The sequence below is a fragment of the Streptomyces sp. NBC_01237 genome (assembly GCF_035917275.1).
GTDB lineage: Bacteria > Actinomycetota > Actinomycetes > Streptomycetales > Streptomycetaceae > Streptomyces.
The window spans coordinates 500,178-517,318 of sequence record NZ_CP108509.1; the positions used below are offsets into that span (position 1 = coordinate 500,178).

Below are 17,141 nucleotides of genomic sequence, written 5' to 3' on the forward strand. Positions count from 1 at the left end.
CATTCGTCGACAGCGCGATCCGGCTGGATTCACTTGCTGGAGATGCTCCATGTACCGTCGCCGGCCCCGGAGGCGCTGTCGAGGGCGGTCCACGCGGCGTTGTCGAGCTCGAAGGCGTCGAGGAGGTAGGCGGAGATCGCGTCGGCGACGAGGGCGACGCGGTCGGGGGCCTCGTCGGTGGTTTCGGCGACCATCTCGCCGGCGATGCCACCGAGGGTGTGCTCGCCCTCGGTGATGGAGAGCAGACTCTTCGGGGACGGGCTGAGGTGGTAGGCGTCCGTGAACCAGTCCGGCCCCCGGGTGGAGAGCTGGGACCGGTCCCTACCGCCCGCGATGACCAGGGCCGGGGTGGTCATGGTGGAGTACTCCGGCCTCATGAACGGCAGGTGCTCGGCTGCGAACGGGGTGAGGGTGTCGCCGGTTCCGGTCGCCGCGATCAGCACGCCGGCCGAGACCGCGGAGTGGGAGAAGTCCTCTCCGGGCAAGCCGTCGGCATCGAGCACACGCGCGCCGAGGAGCGCGCCTGCGGTCTGGGCACCCCAGGAGTGGCCGACGACCGCGACGCGCTCACGGTCGACACGGGTCTCCAGACCGCCGGCCTGGACGAGAACGCCGTCGAGGCCGTCGAGGACCGCATGGAGGTCGGCGATCCGGACGCGCCAGATGGTGGCGAAGCGCGGGTCGTCCCACCCGAGACCGTTGCGGCGCGAGTCCAGGTGGGTGGGCTGCACAACGACGAACCCGGCTGTGGCCCACCGGTCGACGAGAGGTTCGTATCCGTCCAGGGACCATGCGTTGCCGTGGGAGAACACGATGACGGGCAGGTTCCGGCCCTCCGAGGGGGCGGTGACCCGCACCTGTAGGGCGACGCTGCGGTCGGGCGCGGGGACGGTGATGGGCTTGACCGAGACGATCCGTCGGTCGAGGTGGCTGGAAGACATGAGGGGACCTGCACTTTCTCCACGGGGTCGCTCTGCCATACTTTGGCGGAGCAACGTTCCGCCAATTTAGCGGAACATTGTTCCGCGAGCAATGGGAGGCTCTCGTGCAGGAAGCGGTCGGAGTGCGCCGGGCACAGGCGCAGCGCACCCGCAGCGGCGTGCTGGCAGCCGCGGCGGCGGTCTTCGTGGATCAGGGCGTCCAAGCCCCCATCCGCGACATCGCCGAACGCGCCGGCGTCGGCGTCGGCACGATCTACCGGAACTTCCCGACCCGGGCGGACCTCGTCACCGCCGTCTACCGGCACCAGATCGACACCTGTGCCGCACTCGCGCCCCAGCTCCTGGAGGAGTCGGCCTCCCCGTTCACCGCGCTGACCCGCTGGGTGGACGCGTTCGTGGAGTTCCTGGTGACCAAGCACGGCCTCGGCGCCGCGCTGGGGTCCGGTGACGCAGGACTGGAGAACCTCCACAGCCTCATGCTCGACACCCTGGTCCCGGCCTGCGCCACCCTGCTCGACACCTGTGCCGCCGCCGGCGAACTCAGCCCCCGTGTCAGCGCCTACACGCTCATGCGCGCCATCGGAAACCTCTGCATCACGGGGCCCGACTACGACCGGTCCGACGCCCAGCACATGGTCGCCACCCTCCTCTCCGGATGCCGTCGCCAGGCGTAGCGACAGGACCCGGCCGGCCACCCTCACCGCCTGCTGCGCGCGGGGGCGTATCCGGCCGGGTCCGATGGGGAGGGCACGTACCCCCTCCGGCACGGGTCCGAACGGCGAGGGCCCGGTGCCCGGCGCCGTCCCGCTCCCACCGGAGGGCACGTCGCAGACCTGGCCTCCCGGCCCGTACCCGGCGGGCAACACCGGCTCCGGCGCCGCCCACTGCTCGTCCGTCAGCTCTCCCGGCCCCATGAACCGAGACCGTTCATCGCTTCGGATCCGCTGTCGCCGCACGGACTAGAGGTAGGTGGCGGCGGTGACGCAGAAACCGCCGAGGGCGACGGCCCAGACGTACGGCAGGGTGCGGAGCATCACTTGCTGCGGAGTGACCCCCGCGTACTGGGCGCTCCACACGGTCTGGGTGCTGGTGGGGTCGGCCACGCCGAACACCTGGTTGTACGAGGTGGCGAGGCCGAGGACCGCGGTGGCGGGGTAGATCCCGGCGGCGATGAGGACACCCGCGATACCCGCGCCCAGACCGAAGACGTTCAGCGGGCCGCGGTAGAGGCAGAGCGGGACGAGCAGGGTGAAGACGAGGACGAACAGCACCGTGTTCTGGGGGCTGACCGCCTTGACCAGCGGTTCGAGCGCCTCGACGGCACCGGGCAGCTTCACCGCGGCGAGCAGGATGCCGATGGCGATGAAGAGGGCGATCGGCGGGGCGGCGACCTCGAAGCCGCCGTAGAGCGTGCGCAGCAGCCTCTTGTTCATCCCGCCTGGGCGGGTGGTGGTGACCAGTGCGTAGAGCACTCCGGCGAGCAGCGAGGGGATGATCGGCACGTCGAGGCCGAGGGCGAGGACCAAGGGGACGAGCGGGGTGATCAGGGCGTACCAGGGGGCGTCGCCGAGCTTCGCCCGCCGGGAGAGGGGCTTGGCCGTCGCGGGCCTGAAGGCCCAGGCGTGTTCGACGCCCCGGCGGCGGGACTCCACGAGGACGAAGAGGACCGCGGCGACGAGCGCGAAGGGGAACAGCTTGATCATGAAGCCGCGGACGGTCGGGACCGGCAGTTCGAGGGCGGTGGAGAAGAACTGCCAGACCGGCAGCTCGAAGGGGATGCCGACGGCGATGCCCATGAGGATGGTGCCCGCCGCGGTGACCTTGGGGATGCCGACCGCGATCATCGCGGGGATGCCGATGATCCCGGCGAGCATCGCGGCGGGTGCGGAACCGGTGACCGTTCCGACGAGGGCGGAGACTCCGAGAACTCCGAGTGCGACCACGGTGGGGCGGTCGCCGCCGAATTCGATGATCTTCCTGACGAGGGTGCCGGCGATGCCGGTCTCGTCGAGGAGCTTGCCGAGCCAGGAGCCGAGCAGTACGGCGATCATGGTGGCGGCGAGGGTGGGCGCGCCCTCCTGGAGGACGGTGAGGAGCACACTGCCCTTCCCGGTGAGCGGGGCACCGGCGACCACGGCGATGGCGACGGCGAGCAGCACCAGGGCGAAGGCGGTGGGAATTCTGCGGGTGAGCATCGCGGCGACACCGGCCGCCATGACGAGCAGGATGACGAGACCCATGGCGTCAGTTCTCTCTTCCGTGCGGTGCGGGGACGGTGCAGGCGTCCGCGAGGGCGGCCGTGAGCAGGAGGGGGCTGCGGCCGAGTCCGCAGACGGTCCGGGCGTGGGCGTGGGCGGCGATCTCCTCGGCGCCCACGACATGGCCGAGCAGCCGGTGCCGGCCCAGATGGAGGACGGTGTGGCCGAGCGCCTGCTTGAGGGCGGCCCGTGCCGGGCCGTGGTGGAGCTGTTCGTGGACGGCTTCGTGGGCGAGGGCGGCGGCGCGGAGGGAACCCGCGGGGAACCAGTGGCGCCATCCACGCGCCTCGACGATCTCCTCCGCGCGGGCGAAGGAGTCGGTGAAGAGCTCGACCGTCGGTACGGGCCGGGTGGTGTAGCGGGCCAGCAGACCCAGGTCCAGCCCGCCATCGGACTCCACCACGCGCGCACGGGGCTGTGCCGCGGGTAGTGCGGACCCGAACTCCGCCGCGATACGGGCCCATTGGCGCAGCAGTGCCCGGTCGCGCCCTTCGTGCGTGGGCGTATCGGCGAGCAGATCGACGGCCAGTTCGAGGTCGTCGGCCCGGTGCGGCGGGGTCTTCGGGCCACGGCCTGCCGCGGTGTTCATGCCCGTACCTCCACTACCGCGACCACCGGTTCGTCGGCGGCCCGCGCCTTGAGTTCGCCGCGGGCGAGGGCGAGCAGCGGCTCGGGGTCGAGTACGCCGGAGAGGTCGGCGATCCGGGAGCCGAGGAGCAGCCGCACGGCGGGGGCGCGGACACCGCCGTCCCCGTACGAGGTGGCGTCACGCACCAGAGCGGCGAGCACCTCGGGGGCGCGGCCCACGGTGGTCGTCTCCACCCGGGCGTCCGCCACGTGGAGGCGGACCACACCGTCCGCGTCGATGACCCGGACCGGGCGGCGGGTGGCGCGGAGCCGGCGACGTACCTCGGTCCCGTACACGGTGTGCGCCGAGGTGCCGGCCAGCACGTCGACATGGGCCGGGTCGGCCTTGAGGCTGACGGCGGCGGTGCGCAGACGTTCGTCGTCGTCGGCGCGGTGGGCCCGGTCCTGGGTGCGCAGTTCGGTTGCACCGGTGGCCACGGCCCGTACCGTGCTGGTCTGCGGGTCGACGGTCACTTCGACCTCGACGCCGTCGGGCGCGGCGCCCTGGGCGACGACGGCGGCCTCCGCTTCCGCGCGGACCGCGAGGATCTGTTCCTCCCCGGCGCCCGGGATGATCCGCTCGACCTGCTCGCGGACGAGGGCGAGGGCGACTCCGATCGGGCTGATGACCTCGCTGTGGCGGGCGATCCGGCCCTCCATGCCACTGGTGTGGGCCAGATGTGGGGTGACGGAGGCCGCGCCTCCTCCCCCGCCGACGAGCACGGCGGTGTCCTTGTCGAGCCGGTAGTCCTTCACCATCGCGTCGACCACGGCCTTCACCCGGTCCGTGCCGGCGTCCAGGATCCTGGACGCCGCCGTGGGTACGTCGAGACCGAGGCGTTCGGCGAGCGGGGCGATCGCCGCGCGGGCAGCGGCCGGGTCGCAGCGGGCGAAGTCGCCCTCGGGGACCCGGCCGAGCGCGTTGGCGGCGCATGTCATGGTCAGGGCGTAGCGGCCTCCCGCCGCCTCGATGACGACATGGTCGGCCGGGTCGTCGTCCATCGGCCGGATGGTGGTGACGGTCGCGTCGCGGAGATCGTCGAGCGGGGCGAAGCAGGCGTAGGGCAGCCCGGCGATGTGTGCGCTGCGGGGTCCGACGCCGGTGATCCGCCCGCCGTCGATGCGCACCATGGAGCCGCCGCCGACACCGACGGTCCGTACGTCCAGGGCGTTGAGGTAGGTCGTGCGGCCGAGGATGACGGCGTGCCGGACGGCGACCTTGCCGCGTCGCACGACACTGATGTCGGTGGATGTGCCACCGGTCTCCAGGAACAGCCCTTCACTGATCCTCTCCTGCATGAGCGCGCCCGCGACCCCCGCGGCGGGGCCGGACAGGACGGTCAGCAGGGGCCTGCGCCGCATCTCGTCCAGGGACATCACTCCGCCGTCGCAGCGCATCACCATCAGGGGGGCGGTGACGCCCGCCTTGGTGATGGAGGCGTCGACGAGATCGGCGGTGGCCAGCATCCTCGGCAGGATGGCCGCGTTGATCACGGCGGTACGGGTCCGCTTGTGCAGCCCGTAGAGCGAGGTGATCTCGTGGGCGGCGGTCGCGGGCAGTCCGGCCGTGCGTGCGGCGGCGGTGACCGCTTCCTCCCCCTCCGGGCGGTCGACGCCGAACGGCTCGCTGGCGACGAGGACCTGCGCGCCGTCCTGGGTGACGGCGTCGACGGCACGGCTGACGGCGGCGGCGTCCTCGGGGTCGTCCACATGGGTGTAGGTGAGCGGAAGGCGCTTGCCGGGGGTGAGTTCGAGCCTGCCGAGGGCGGCGAGCCGGCGGGTGAGGACGGCTCCGGCGCCGGAGCCGATGCCGACCAGGCCGACGGTCGCGACATCGCCTTCGAGCAGGGCGTTGGTGGCCTGGGTCGTGCCGTGGGCGAGGAAGGCCACGTGCTCGGGATCCCGGCCGGTCTGTGCGAGCAGCCGGTCGAGGGCGGTGACGATCCCGTGGGCAACGCCGTCCTCGTGGTGGTGACTGGTGGGGACCTTCACCTGTCCCAGCAGTTCGAGAGTCTTGGCGTCGACGGCCACGGCGTCGGTGAACGTCCCGCCGACATCGATGCCGACACGGATACGTTGGGTGGTCATGGTGGGAGAGCACCTCCTTGTGCTGCGGTGCGGGGTGTACGGGTGCGGGGTGCGTACGGGGTACAGGCGTACGGGGCGCGGGCTTCGGAGTGCGGACGTACGGGGTGCGCGAGGTGTACGGAGCACGGGGGTACGCGATGCGGGATCGCGCGATGCGAGGGGGGTTGCCGACAGCGGCGGTTGAGCGGCCCGGGGGCGCTAGTAACCCCGGACGTCGGGCCAGTGGCGCTGGACCCCGGCACGGTCGAGGACGCGGGCGAACTCGTCGAAGTGCTTGTCGTCCGCCTGGACCTGGTGCGGTTCGACGTCCTCGGCGAGGCAGTGGGCGGCCAGCGCTCCGGCGGCCTCTCCGACGTTCCACTCCACCGGATGCAGCCGGTAGCAGCCGTTGGTGATGTGGGTCGTGCCGATGTTCTTGCCCGCGGGGAGCAGATTGCGCACCCGGCGGGGTACGAGAGCGCCGAGCGGGATCTCGAAGGGCACGGACCCGATGTCGATGTAGTTGTCGCCGCCGGTGGAGGGGTGGAGGTCGATGCGATAGCCGCCGACGCCGACCGAGTCGCGGTACCGGGTGCCGCCGCGCGGGCCCACCAGGTCGATGGCGACATCGTGCTCGGTGACCGTGGTGACCGCCTTGATGCGGCGGGATTCACGGATGTACGGAGCCTTGGCCAGCCCGTCGGCGGTGCCGGTGACATCGGGGCGGATACGCAGGCCGGGGAAGCCGGTGCCGCCGTCCTGCCGGGGGGCCTCGGTCTGCAGCCAGTACAACAGGGAGAGGGACAACTGCCGTGCCTCGCGCAGGGCCTGCTCCTCCTCGCCGATGTAGGGCTTGAGCCAGTAGTCGTTGAGGGGCCAGTTGACCAGAGTGATGTCGGAGTCGAACGATCCGGGCCGGTGCATCGTGCGGGCGAGGATGCGGCGGAAGCCCCAGAGTTCCTTGTCGCCCGCGTCGGCGCTCTGGTCGGCCGTGACGTCCAGGGGGTCGAGTGCGGGGTTGGGGACGAAGGTACGCGGCACGGGTTCGAGGGTGCGCGGGTCGGGGGCCTCGAAGCCGAGGAGCGGGCCGGGCCAGAAGTCGGGACGGTAGGAGCGCCAGAAGGCGTAGTCCTCGGGCCGGTCGACGGTGTGGTCCTGGCCGGCGTGGTGGGAGAGCGCGAAGCAGACGGTGATGCCCTGCTGGTTGAGCGGCTGGGCCTCGGCGGGTGCGTGGGGCTCGTCGAACTCCCCCTGTGCTTCGGCTCCGTTGGCGTGCTCGACATCGGCGAGAGCCAGGAGTTCGCCGGTTTCGGTCGCGTCGACGACATAGCGGGCGCTGAGGGTCCGGCGGCTGCCGTCCCGCAGGGACGCGAGTGTCACCGCTCGGATGACATCGTTGTCGGACTCCACGGCGACCGGCCGGTGTTCGGTCAGGACGACCAGCCGCCCCGCGGCCCGGTGGGGGGCGAGCATGGACTCCAGGACAGCGAGGGCGACCCGGGGTTCGTGGCAGAGCTTGCTGACCCGTCCCGCGCCCGGGTTGAGCTCGGTCAGGGCGAGGGCCTCGGAGCGCAGCGGGTACCACTGCCGGTAGTACTGACGGATGCCCTCGCGCAGACTGCGGTACGAGGCCGTGGTGCCGAACTGTTCGACCCAGGGGTGCTCGTCCGGGGGCACGGCCTGCGAGGTCAGCTGGCCGCCGATCCAGTCGGTCTCCTCGGTGAGGACGACGTTGCGTCCGGCCCGGCACGCGGCCAGCGCCGCCGCGACGCCGCCGAGACCTCCACCGACGACGAGGATGTCGGGTTGCTGCACGTTCACTTCACTCCTTGTGTTGCGTGGTACTCGATGCGGGACGCATCGGTGCGGTACGAAGGGACGCCGGGCCGTGGATCACGGGTTCGGATACGGGACCCACGGCCTCGGGTCAGGGTTCAAGGGCGTGCCGTCAGGCCCGCGTCGGCGGCGGCCCGACCGTCGCGCCCGGGCGGAACGGGCAGGCCACAAGAGGTTCCGCGGCCTGTTCACCGGCCACGAGAGCGGCGAGCAGACGAATCGCGGCGGCGCCCAACTCCAGCCGCGGGATGTCGAATCCGGTCGGTTCGGGCTCATCTGCCAGATCGGCCGGCGGGCTGCCGAGCAGCGCCAGCGAGACATCGCGCGGGCAGGCGAGGCCCGCGTCGCGGACGGCATCGCGCAGTGCTCGCCACGCGGCACCCGTGTCGGTCTCCTCGGCGACGAAGGCGGTGACGCCCTCGGCGAGTCGCGCGTGCAGCCATGCCGACGTCAACTCCCTTGCCGGGTCGGCATCCCGGAAGACGGCGGCCGGCCCGGCCGGAAGTCCGGCTTCCTCCAGCCCCTTGAGGAAGCCGTGCTCACGGTCGGTCGAGGCAGGCGCGTCGTCGGCCTCGCGAACGAGCACGATCCGCCGATGCCCCGCCGCCGCGAGGCGGGCGACGACTTCACTGCTCGCGCTCACATAGTCGGCGCCGACGCAGGCGAGCCCTTCGAGTTCGTCACGGCGGCCGATGTGGACCACGGGGAATCCGTCGTCCACGAGCCGCCTCAGCTCGGTGCTGGGTGCGTGGCGGCCGAGGAAGAGGCAACCGTCGGCGAGCCTGACCCGGTTCAGAGCCTCCGGTCGGGCAGCTCCGGCGCCGCCGGAGCTGGAGCCGGTGAAGAGGACCAGGTCGTAGCCGCGGGAGGCGGCCTCCTGCTCGACGCCGACGAGAAAGGGGTAGTACGAGTGCTGCACATCGGTCGGAAAGGTGGCGGTGAAGGAGAAGACGCCGAGCAGGTTGTTGCGGGCGGCAGCGAGCCGGCGTGCGACCGGATCGGGCACATATCCGAGGCTGTCCGCCGCGTCGAGCACCCTGCGCCGGGTCTCCTCGGATATCGAGATGCCCTGCTTGTTCCCTCCGAGCACCAGCGAGACGGTGGCCTGCGACACTCCCGCCAGGCGGGCGACTTCGGCCTGCCTGGGGCGGGACGTCCGACCACGCCGACCGTGCGCTTCCCGCTGCGCCATCTCCGCTCCGTTCTTTCATTAATGCGTATTAGTACGGGGTGTTGACGAGTACTTTGAGGGCTTCCCGAGCGGCTGGTCAAGGGGTCGGGAGCAACTTTCTCGGGAACCGGGAGGTGTCCATTCCCTGGCCCGGTCCGGGCCCGCCGGCCGACTCCGCACACACCGCGACGCAGCCGATGAGTCGGCGGATTCCGCGAACCCGACGCGCGCTTCGGACCATGGCGGACAGGCCCGCAGCAGCAACGGGGTGCGATGCGGCTTCACCGGCTCGGTGCAACTCCCTGACGGGCACCCAAAGCCGGGGCGACGGCTGGGAAACGGGGGTTTCCTTGCCCGGAAGCAGGACCTCGACGCCCCTCAAGCCGATGCGCGCTCGGCACTCCAGATCCACCGAGGACCGGCAGTAATACGTATTAGCACCTTGACGCGTCCCCTGGTCGGGTTCGAAGCTGAGCGCCACCCACCGTGAGCACGCATGAGTGAGGACGCCATGAGTGAGATCACCCGAAGAGGGTTCGGCCGCTTGGCCGGGCTGGCTGTGCTGGCCGCTGGATTCACCGCCGGGACGGGCGGTGCGAGCGAGGCCGCTGCCCTCGCCGCTACGGCCCGTGAACCGTTCGAGGTGCGATACCTCAGTTCGTTCGGCCGGCAGCGCTACTTCACGTATCCGACCCACAACGGTTTCGTCGATGCCGACCGCATCGTGCTGGGTCAGCGGGAGGCCGGGGCCACGAGTCTGTGGGAGGTGAATCTGCGCTCCGGCGCGGAGCGGTTCCTGGCACGGTTCGCCACTCCGGCCAGCGACCGGAATCCGTTCGTCTGGTGGAACATCCACTCCGGACGCCTCGTCACCTGCGCCGGGAACGCCGTCTGGCTGATCGACCTGGCCAGTCCCTCGCCCGTGAAGCTCTACTCCCCGCCACCGGGCCGGGCGCTCAGCGTCGTCGTGAACCTGCATCCGGCGGGCGACCGGGTTCTGTGCAGCCACTACCCGGCCCCGATCACCGCCGGACCGACCACAGCGGTGGAGATCGAACTCACGGGCGGCCGGGTCAAGGAGGTGTTCTCGGGGAACGTGATGGCCACCCACTTCCAGTACAGCGCCCACGATCCCGAATGGATCGGCTACTCGCTCGGCGGCAGCACCCGCACCTGGGCCCTGCACCCCGTCCACGCACCACAGGGCAGGATGATCTGGGACCAGGGCGCGGCGGGCGTACCGGTCGCGACCCATGAGGTGTGGACGTCCGGTGCCGACACCGGGTGCCTCGCCGTGGCGATCGGCGGCAGCGCCCCGGGGCTGTGGATGGTCCACCCCGACGACCGGCCGGACCGGCTGCTGGCACGGGGCCCCTCGGGCACGAACGGCGCGTACAACCACTGCTCCGTCTCCGCCGACGGCCGCTGGGCCGTGACCGACACCAACGGCCGCAACGGCTCGGGGCCCGGGCAGACGGGCTCGGTGGCGCTGGTCGACCTCACCGGCGTACACCCACCGCGTACCCTCGGCCCGGCCGGCTGGGGCTCCGCCCACCCCGGCCACCCCCATCCGGGCTTCTCGCCCGACGGCCGCATGGTCGCCTACACCGACACGGAAGCGGCCACCGACCGCACCCGCGTGGTGCTCTGCGACTCGCACGGCGACTGGGCACCACGCCCCCTGGACTGGCAGGCGGAGGCGGAGGACCTCGCCCGCGCCGTGTCGGGCGGCAGCGCCGGGACCTTCGCCGACCCCCAATGCGGCTCCGGTCACGGGCTGCTGTTCACACCGGCCGCCCCCGGGGACGCACTGACCTGCCGGTTCCCCCAGCCGGGCCCCGGCCTGCGCACCCTGCGACTGCGGGTGAAACACCATGACTCCAGAGGCATCTACCGGCTGTCGGTCAACGGGACCACAGTGGGTGAACCGCTCGACCTCTACAGCCCGGTCATGACCTACACCGAGCCGGAGTTCACCCAGGTCCCACTACAGGCAGGCGTCAACACGCTCCGCCTGACCCACCTCGGCCAGCACGCCGACAGCACCCGGACTCCGGGCACCTGCGCGATCGACCGCATCGGCGTGCGGCACCCCGGCTGAGGGCTGATCGGCTCGCACGTGGAGCGCGGTCGCGAGGGGAGCCCCGACTCTGTCTTCCGGGACCGAAGGTCCCGAACGTACCGACGGTGGGCTCTCTCGGCTGGGCGGGGCATCGTGGCGGGCCCGGTGTGGGTGACGGCGGTCACGGTGTCAGCACGATCCTGCCGAAGACCCCGCCCTCGTCCATCCTCCGGTGCGCCAGCATGGCCGCGTCCAGTGGGAGCACGTCGTGCACCACTGTTGCGATCTCGCCGCGGCTCGCCGCGGCGAACTGTTCGCGCCGTACGGCGGACCGGTCGGCCTCGGAGACGGTGGCGGCGCTGAAAGCGGCGAAGGACATCGACTTCTGGAACGCCGCCATGATCTTCGTTCCGAAGTCCGCGGGCGGCTGGCCCGCGACAGCACCCACTGCCACCATGCGGCCGTTCGGGTTGAGCCGGTCGAAGAACGACGGCATGTCCCCACCGGCCACCACGTCGATGATGACGTCATAGCCCGCAGGGGCGCCTTCCCCTCCTTCGCCGGAGCGCTCCAGCACGTGGGTAGCGCCGAGACGGAGCAGTCGCCTGCCACGCTCGGCCGAGGATGTGGTGACCGCCACCGCGGCGGCTCCGCCGCGAGCGGCGAGTTGCACTGCCATGATCCCGATGCTTCCGGCCGCGCCCCGTACCAGGACCGTCTCACCGGGAGCGAAGTGGGCGTGGCGGAGTCCGAAGTGGGCCACCACGCCGGGACCGCCGAGGGCCACCACGTCGACGGCTGACAGGTTCCCGGGCAGCGGGACGATCTCCTCGACGGACACGACCGCCTGTTCGACGTAGCCTCCACCGGTGCCGGTGAAGGCCCACACCCGTCGGCCGATCCACGACACGTCGACACCGTCACCGACCGCCGACACGGTGCCCGCCACCTCGCTGCCCGGGACGAAACCCTCCTTGAAGCCGTAGGCGGCCAGGGCTCCGCTCCGGATCACGGTGTCGACACCACCGACACCGATCGCCTCGGTGGTGATCAGCACCTGGCCGCCGCCAGGTGCGGGGGCCGGCAGGTCGATGACCACCAGGCCCTCGGGACCTCCGTACGTCTGTATCGCGACTGCCTTCACGTCCGCCTCCCATGTTCCGGACCGCTCGGGCGCGGTCCTGCTCCATGCCCACCACCGATCGCCACTGACGACGCCTGTGGCGGACCGCCGGGGCACGAACCGCCGGAGGCTGCCCCGGTATCGCGCGCCCCGATGATCCGGGTGAGTTGCCACGTCTCGCACGCTAACGGACGCCCCCGTCCGTTTAGCTAAAGTGAGAGCATGAGCGATCGTTTGCCTCACACCCTGCGCTCCGACGCACGGGACAATCGCGAAAGCATCCTCGACGCGGCGCGGGCACTGTTCTCCGCCGACGGCCTGGACGTGCCGATGCGCGAGGTCGCGCGGCGCGCCGGTGTCGGGCCCGCCACCTTGTACCGTCGCTTCCCGACCAAGCAGATACTCATCGCCGAAGCCTTCGCGGACCAGCTGCGCGCATGTCGCACCATCGTCGACGAGGGGTGCGCCGATCGCGATCCATGGCATGGCCTCTGTCTGGTGATCGAGAAGATCTGCGAACTGCACGCACGCGACCGGGGCTTCACCGAAGCCTTCCTGTCGACCGTCCCCGGGGCGCCGGACGTCGCGGGGCGTGAGTACACGGTCAATGAAGTCGCCGGACTGGCCCGGCGCGCCAAGGAGGCAGGACATCTGCGGTCCGACTTCGTCCTGGACGACCTCATTCTCGTCCTCATGGCCAACAAGGGAATCCACACCGGATCGACCGCTTCTCAGGTCACGGCCTCCCGCCGCTTCGCGGGGTTGGTGATCCAGGCGTTCGAGGCCTGCCCTCGACACGCACCGCTACCGCCACCGGCGCTGCTGGCACCCCCGGCACCGGACAGCGCCTGACCCGTCGGCGAGCGGGATCACAGGGGGCTGATGGCGGAGGCGGGCGGGGTCCGGCGCCGGGTACGTGGAACGCTTCCGTGGACGCCGTACTCCTTCTTGAGCTGCGTGGACCGCCGTACTCCTTCTTGAGCGGCTCCGGGCAGGCCGTGCCGGGCAGCACTTCCAGGTGGGCGGGTGGTACGCCGAGATGCCGGTCCGGCGATCAGGCCACCAGGTCGTCCAGCGCGACGGAGACATGGCGGGCCAGTTCCTGGATCTGGGCGTCGGTGTACCAGGCCCGGCTGTAGGTCAGATCGACGGCGAGGCGGCCCTTGTAGCGGCTGACGACCGCGAAGATCATCGGTACGTGGCCCAGCGGTGCCAGGCGCACGTCGCGGATCCGGAGACCTCCGGGCAGGCGCGGTTCGGTGATGATGCCCACGTTGGTGATGACCAGGCTGGGCGGGTGCTGGTCGAGCATGTAGGCGAAGGCCGCCAGTTCCATCGCCGCGGCGCCCGTGTCCAGATCGGCGCGCAGCCGGGCGGCCAGGTCGTGCCCCACCTCGACGGGGTGGGACCGGTCGGTGACCCGGAGCCGGATGGACGTGGTGGTGGCGGCCGACTGAAGCACCTGGTCGGGCAGTGGCGGGTCGAGCCTGCGGCGCATGTCCACGGCCGTGGTGCACAGCATCCGTACCGGATCGACCGCTGCGGGAAAGAGGGAGCGCAGGCTGGTCAACAGGATCCCGGAGACGAGGGCGTTGAGGGTGAGCGAGGCATCGTGGGCGCACTGGACCAGCCTCCCGCACCGGTCGGCGTCGGCTTCGACGCCGATGATGCCGAAGCTCGTGTCGGGGCCGGGAGCACCGTTGCGGGAAGCGAGGGCGGGCAGCAGGGAGGGCGGCGCCCCGGCGTCCAGCCGCGCGCGTTCGGCGACGAATTCTCTCAGCTGTTGCGGAGTGAAACGGGAGGCGAGCATGTCGTCCAGCGCCGGGCCCAGCACCGGCCGGACGGGCTCGGTGGCGACCGGCCGGCGCGTGGAGAGCGCGGTGTAGAGGTCCCACAGCCGTTGATGGACGGCCAGATAACTCATCCCGTCCGAGAACGCCCGGGGCAGCGTCATCACTACACGGGTGCGGTGGGGCTCATGCAGCAGCGTCAGTCGCAACAGCGGTCCCTTGTCCCAGGCAAGGGGGGCGCTGATCTCCTGATCGAGATCAACACCATTGTTCAGTAGGGGTCCTGGGGCAGTCTCGTCGATCCGGACGACCTGCTCGCCGTCCGCACCCCGGACGATGCTGCCTGCCAGCAGCGGGTAACTGGACCGAAGGCGGGCCAGTGCCTCGGTCAGGATCTCTTCGTCCAGATCGCCCTCGACATCGCTGTGCAGTACGAGCCGGACACCGCCCTCGGCGATGGCCGCCTCGTGCGGTGCGAGCAGACGCTCCACCATGGAATCCTCCCCAGCCTGACGCACAGTGGCACCGCTGCCCGTGAGGCCGCCCGCCCGATGACGGCCCTCGGTAGTGCTGCCCACTCACCGGCCCGCATCGACAGGCGCACCGAGGCATTCGACGGCGCTCTACCGGCGTACGGCTACGCCCCCGCTCCCCCGCGCTGGAGAGCCGAGGCCGGCTCGACCGGTTCCGCCCGCTTCGGCGACAGGGCGGCCCGAGTGATGTTCCGTGCCATGCCGCCGAAGACGATGGCGTGGAACGGGGAGACGCTCCACCAGTAGGCATGGCCCAGCAGTCCCCGGGGATGGAACAGTGCCCGCTGCCGGTACCGGACACCGCCCGTCCCGTTCCGCTCCGCGTAGAGCTCCAGCCAGGCCAGGCCCGGCAGCCGCATCTCGGCGCGCAGCCGGAGCAGGTGCCCCCGCTCGATCTCCTCGACCCGCCAGAAGTCCAGTGAGTCACCCACTCTGAGCCGCGTGGCGTCCCGGCGGCCGCGTCGCAGTCCGACGCCGCCCACAGCACGATCGAGCCAGCCGCGGACGGCCCAGGCCAGGGGGAAGGAGTACCAGCCGTTGTCACCCCCGATGCTCTCGATGGCGCTCCACAGCGCCTCGGGCGGCGCGTCCACCTCGGCCTTCCGCTCATCGACGTAGAGACTGCCGCCCGCCCAGTCCGGGTCGGTCGGCAACGGGTCGCTCGGCACGCCGGGCACCGAGGCCGACGACCACCGTGTGGTCACGTTCGCCTCGCGCACCCGCTGGAGCGCGAGCGTGAGCGCCCGCTCGAAGGTGAACGGCTGCCCGGGGCCGTCGGGAACGTATCGCCGGATGTCGTGTTCGGCGCACACCACCTCGTACTTCAACGACTCCGCGAGCGGTCGCGCGATCGAGCGGGGCACCGGGGTGACCAGTCCGATCCAGTGGCTGGACAGGCGCGGCGTCAGCATCGGCACGGGCAGGATCAGCCGCTTCCGCAGCTGGGCGATCGCCGCGTACTCCTCCATCATCTCCCGGTACGTGACGACGTCGGGACCACCGATGTCGAAGGTGCGGTTCACCTCGGCGGGCATATCGACGCTGCCCACCAGGTACCGCAGCACGTCGCGGACGGCGATCGGCTGGATCCTGGTCGACACCCAGCTCGGGGTGACCATGACCGGCAGGCGTTCCGTGAGGTAGCGCAGCATCTCGAAGGAGGCCGAGCCCGAACCGATGATCACGGCCGCGCGCAGCACCGTGGTCGGAACCCCGGACCTCAGCAGGATGTCGCCAACCTCCGCACGCGAGCGCAGATGCGGTGACAGCTCGTCCTCCGGTACGTCCGCGGGCGTGAGGCCGCCGAGGTAGATGATCCGGGACACCCCTGCGGCACGTGCCTGCTCGGCGAAGTTCCGGGCCGCCTCGCGGTCCGTGGCCTCGAAGCCGCTACCGCTGCCGAGCGTGTGGACCAGGTAGTAGGCGACATCGACGCCGTGCATGGCGGCCCGGAGGGAATCCGGATCCAGGACGTCGCCCCGGACGGCCTCGGCCCGGCCCGCCCACGGGTGGTCGCGCAGCTTCTCCGGGGTACGCGCGAGGCATCGCACGCGGTGTCCGGCGTCGAGCAGCTCGGGAACCAGCCGCCCGCCGATGTAACCGGTCGCCCCGGTCACCAGACAGTGGAGTCCCACTGCGACATCTTCCTGATCCATGGCGCCCTCCGTGTCCTGTCGATCGTCGCCCCTTCCACCGTGCCCGTGTACGGCTCATTCCGCTTCCCGGCGCGGGGCCTGCTACCCCCCGCCGGGCTCGGAACGGCCACCACGGCCCGGCCAGGCACGGCAGGGCCGGCGGGCCCGGCTCGGGCCGCCCGGGTCAGCTGTTGAGGAAGCCCAGGAGATCCTGGTTGAACTTCTCCTTGTCGCCTGCGACGAGCGCGATGCCGTGGGAGCCGCCTTCGTAGACGCGGAGCGTCGCGTCGGCGATGAGTTCGGCACTCCTGCGGCCGGTGGCGTCGATCGGTACGATCAGGTCGTCGTCGCCGTGCACGACGAGGGTGGGGATGTCGAACTTCTTCAGGTCCTCGTGGAAGTCCGTGTGCGCGAACGCGTCGACGCAGGCCACACCGCCCTCGATGGTCTCGGCCATGGCCATGTACCAGAAGGCGTCCTTGTTGCCCTGGGTGACCTTGTTGCCGGGACGGTTCGCGGAGAAGAACCCTTCCGCGGTGTCCTTCCAGAACTGCGAGCGCTCCTTGAGAATGCCCTGCTTGATGCCGTCGAAGACGTCCTGCGGCACGCCGTCGGGATTGTCGGGGCCCTGGAGCATCAGGGGTGTGATCGCGGAGAGCAGGACGGCGGACGCGATCCGGCCGGTGCCGTGCCGGCCGATGTATCGGGCCAGTTCGCCGCCGCCCATCGAGTGCGCCACGAGGGTCACGTCGCGCAGATCGAGGGCGTTGATGAGGTCGTTCAGGTCATCGGCGAAGGTGTCGAAGTCATAGCCGTCGTACACCGGAGTGGAGCGGCCGTGGCCGCGCCGGTCGTGCGCGATGCCCCGGAATCCGTTGTCGGCCACGTACTTGAGCTGGTCCTGCCAGGCGTCGCCGTTGAGCGGCCAGCCGTGGATGAAGACCACGGGACGCCCCTGCCCCCAGTCCTTGTAGAAGATCTCGACACCGTCGCGTGTGGTCACCGTGGGCATGCGTCCGTCCTTCCGGATGGTCGAGGGGCCGGGCCGCGCATGCCCGGCCAGGGAAAAGCGCGGGATGCCGCGAGGGAGGGTCTTCGG

Annotated in this window: 13 protein-coding genes; 3 read left to right on the forward strand and 10 right to left on the reverse strand. The window is 71.1% G+C overall.

Annotated features, from left to right (window positions below; all coding sequences use genetic code 11):
• Positions 1–29 precede the first annotated feature (29 nt).
• Positions 30–941, reverse strand: coding sequence for an alpha/beta hydrolase family protein (locus OG251_RS38705; RefSeq protein ID WP_326681956.1), 912 nt, complete (start codon positions 939–941; stop codon positions 30–32).
• 104 nt (positions 942–1,045) lie between these two features.
• Between OG251_RS38705 and OG251_RS38710 the strand changes: the two genes are divergently transcribed.
• The gene (locus OG251_RS38710; protein WP_326681957.1) at positions 1,046–1,615 is read left to right on the forward strand and encodes a TetR/AcrR family transcriptional regulator; all 570 of its coding nucleotides are present in this window, start codon (positions 1,046–1,048) and stop codon (positions 1,613–1,615) included.
• A gap of 285 nt (positions 1,616–1,900) precedes the next feature.
• Here OG251_RS38710 and OG251_RS38715 read toward each other — a convergent pair whose 3' ends face one another.
• The 5 genes from OG251_RS38715 to OG251_RS38735 form a co-directional block, all read right to left on the reverse strand.
• Positions 1,901–3,181 (reverse strand): TRAP transporter large permease subunit, encoded by a 1,281-nt coding sequence (locus OG251_RS38715; RefSeq protein ID WP_326681958.1) that lies wholly within the window; start codon positions 3,179–3,181, stop codon positions 1,901–1,903.
• 4 nt (positions 3,182–3,185) lie between these two features.
• Entirely contained in the window at positions 3,186–3,788 is a 603-nt protein-coding gene (locus tag OG251_RS38720; protein WP_326681959.1) for a hypothetical protein, read from the reverse strand.
• Positions 3,785–5,914, reverse strand: a complete 2,130-nt coding sequence (locus tag OG251_RS38725; RefSeq protein WP_326681960.1) for a hydantoinase/oxoprolinase family protein — start codon at positions 5,912–5,914, stop codon at positions 3,785–3,787. Before OG251_RS38725 ends, OG251_RS38720 begins: the two co-directional genes overlap by 4 nt.
• A 198-nt stretch (positions 5,915–6,112) precedes the next feature.
• Positions 6,113–7,714: an FAD-dependent oxidoreductase gene (locus OG251_RS38730; protein ID WP_442818448.1), complete on the reverse strand. Its 1,602-nt coding sequence runs from the start codon at positions 7,712–7,714 to the stop codon at positions 6,113–6,115.
• 127 nt (positions 7,715–7,841) lie between these two features.
• Positions 7,842–8,921, reverse strand: coding sequence for a LacI family DNA-binding transcriptional regulator (locus tag OG251_RS38735; protein WP_326681961.1), 1,080 nt, complete (start codon positions 8,919–8,921; stop codon positions 7,842–7,844).
• A gap of 490 nt (positions 8,922–9,411) precedes the next feature.
• Between OG251_RS38735 and OG251_RS38740 the strand changes: the two genes are divergently transcribed.
• Positions 9,412–11,001, forward strand: coding sequence for a hypothetical protein (locus OG251_RS38740; protein WP_326681962.1), 1,590 nt, complete (start codon positions 9,412–9,414; stop codon positions 10,999–11,001).
• A gap of 142 nt (positions 11,002–11,143) precedes the next feature.
• Here OG251_RS38740 and OG251_RS38745 read toward each other — a convergent pair whose 3' ends face one another.
• Positions 11,144–12,106, reverse strand: coding sequence for a zinc-binding dehydrogenase (locus OG251_RS38745; RefSeq protein ID WP_326681963.1), 963 nt, complete (start codon positions 12,104–12,106; stop codon positions 11,144–11,146).
• A gap of 201 nt (positions 12,107–12,307) precedes the next feature.
• Between OG251_RS38745 and OG251_RS38750 the strand changes: the two genes are divergently transcribed.
• Complete coding sequence (locus OG251_RS38750) at positions 12,308–12,937, forward strand: TetR/AcrR family transcriptional regulator (RefSeq protein WP_326681964.1); 630 nt, start codon at positions 12,308–12,310, stop codon at positions 12,935–12,937.
• 202 nt (positions 12,938–13,139) lie between these two features.
• On the opposite strand, the gene OG251_RS38755 is transcribed toward OG251_RS38750, so the two are convergent.
• From OG251_RS38755 to OG251_RS38765, 3 genes are all read right to left on the reverse strand, one after another.
• Positions 13,140–14,369, reverse strand: a complete 1,230-nt coding sequence (locus OG251_RS38755) for a phthiocerol/phthiodiolone dimycocerosyl transferase family protein (protein WP_326681965.1) — start codon at positions 14,367–14,369, stop codon at positions 13,140–13,142.
• Positions 14,370–14,512: 143 nt separating this feature from the next.
• On the reverse strand, positions 14,513–16,063 hold the full coding sequence (locus tag OG251_RS38760; RefSeq protein ID WP_326681966.1) for an SDR family oxidoreductase: 1,551 nt from the start codon (positions 16,061–16,063) through the stop codon (positions 14,513–14,515).
• A 163-nt stretch (positions 16,064–16,226) separates the two neighbouring features.
• Complete coding sequence (locus OG251_RS38765) at positions 16,227–17,054, reverse strand: alpha/beta fold hydrolase (protein ID WP_326681967.1); 828 nt, start codon at positions 17,052–17,054, stop codon at positions 16,227–16,229.
• Positions 17,055–17,141: the final 87 nt, after the last annotated feature.

Excerpts from the sequence above, each read along its gene's own strand:
- OG251_RS38705 (WP_326681956.1), bottom strand. The coding sequence starts at position 941 with ATGTCTTCCAGCCACCTCGACCGACGGATCGTCTCGGTCAAGCCCATC.
- OG251_RS38715 (WP_326681958.1), bottom strand. The coding sequence starts at position 3,181 with ATGGGTCTCGTCATCCTGCTCGTCATGGCGGCCGGTGTCGCCGCGATG.
- OG251_RS38720 (WP_326681959.1), bottom strand. The coding sequence starts at position 3,788 with ATGAACACCGCGGCAGGCCGTGGCCCGAAGACCCCGCCGCACCGGGCC.
- OG251_RS38725 (WP_326681960.1), bottom strand. The coding sequence starts at position 5,914 with ATGACCACCCAACGTATCCGTGTCGGCATCGATGTCGGCGGGACGTTC.
- OG251_RS38735 (WP_326681961.1), bottom strand. The coding sequence starts at position 8,921 with ATGGCGCAGCGGGAAGCGCACGGTCGGCGTGGTCGGACGTCCCGCCCC.
- OG251_RS38740 (WP_326681962.1), top strand. The coding sequence starts at position 9,412 with ATGAGTGAGATCACCCGAAGAGGGTTCGGCCGCTTGGCCGGGCTGGCT.
- OG251_RS38750 (WP_326681964.1), top strand. The coding sequence starts at position 12,308 with ATGAGCGATCGTTTGCCTCACACCCTGCGCTCCGACGCACGGGACAAT.
- OG251_RS38755 (WP_326681965.1), bottom strand. The coding sequence starts at position 14,369 with ATGGTGGAGCGTCTGCTCGCACCGCACGAGGCGGCCATCGCCGAGGGC.
- OG251_RS38760 (WP_326681966.1), bottom strand. The coding sequence starts at position 16,063 with ATGGATCAGGAAGATGTCGCAGTGGGACTCCACTGTCTGGTGACCGGG.
- OG251_RS38765 (WP_326681967.1), bottom strand. The coding sequence starts at position 17,054 with ATGCCCACGGTGACCACACGCGACGGTGTCGAGATCTTCTACAAGGAC.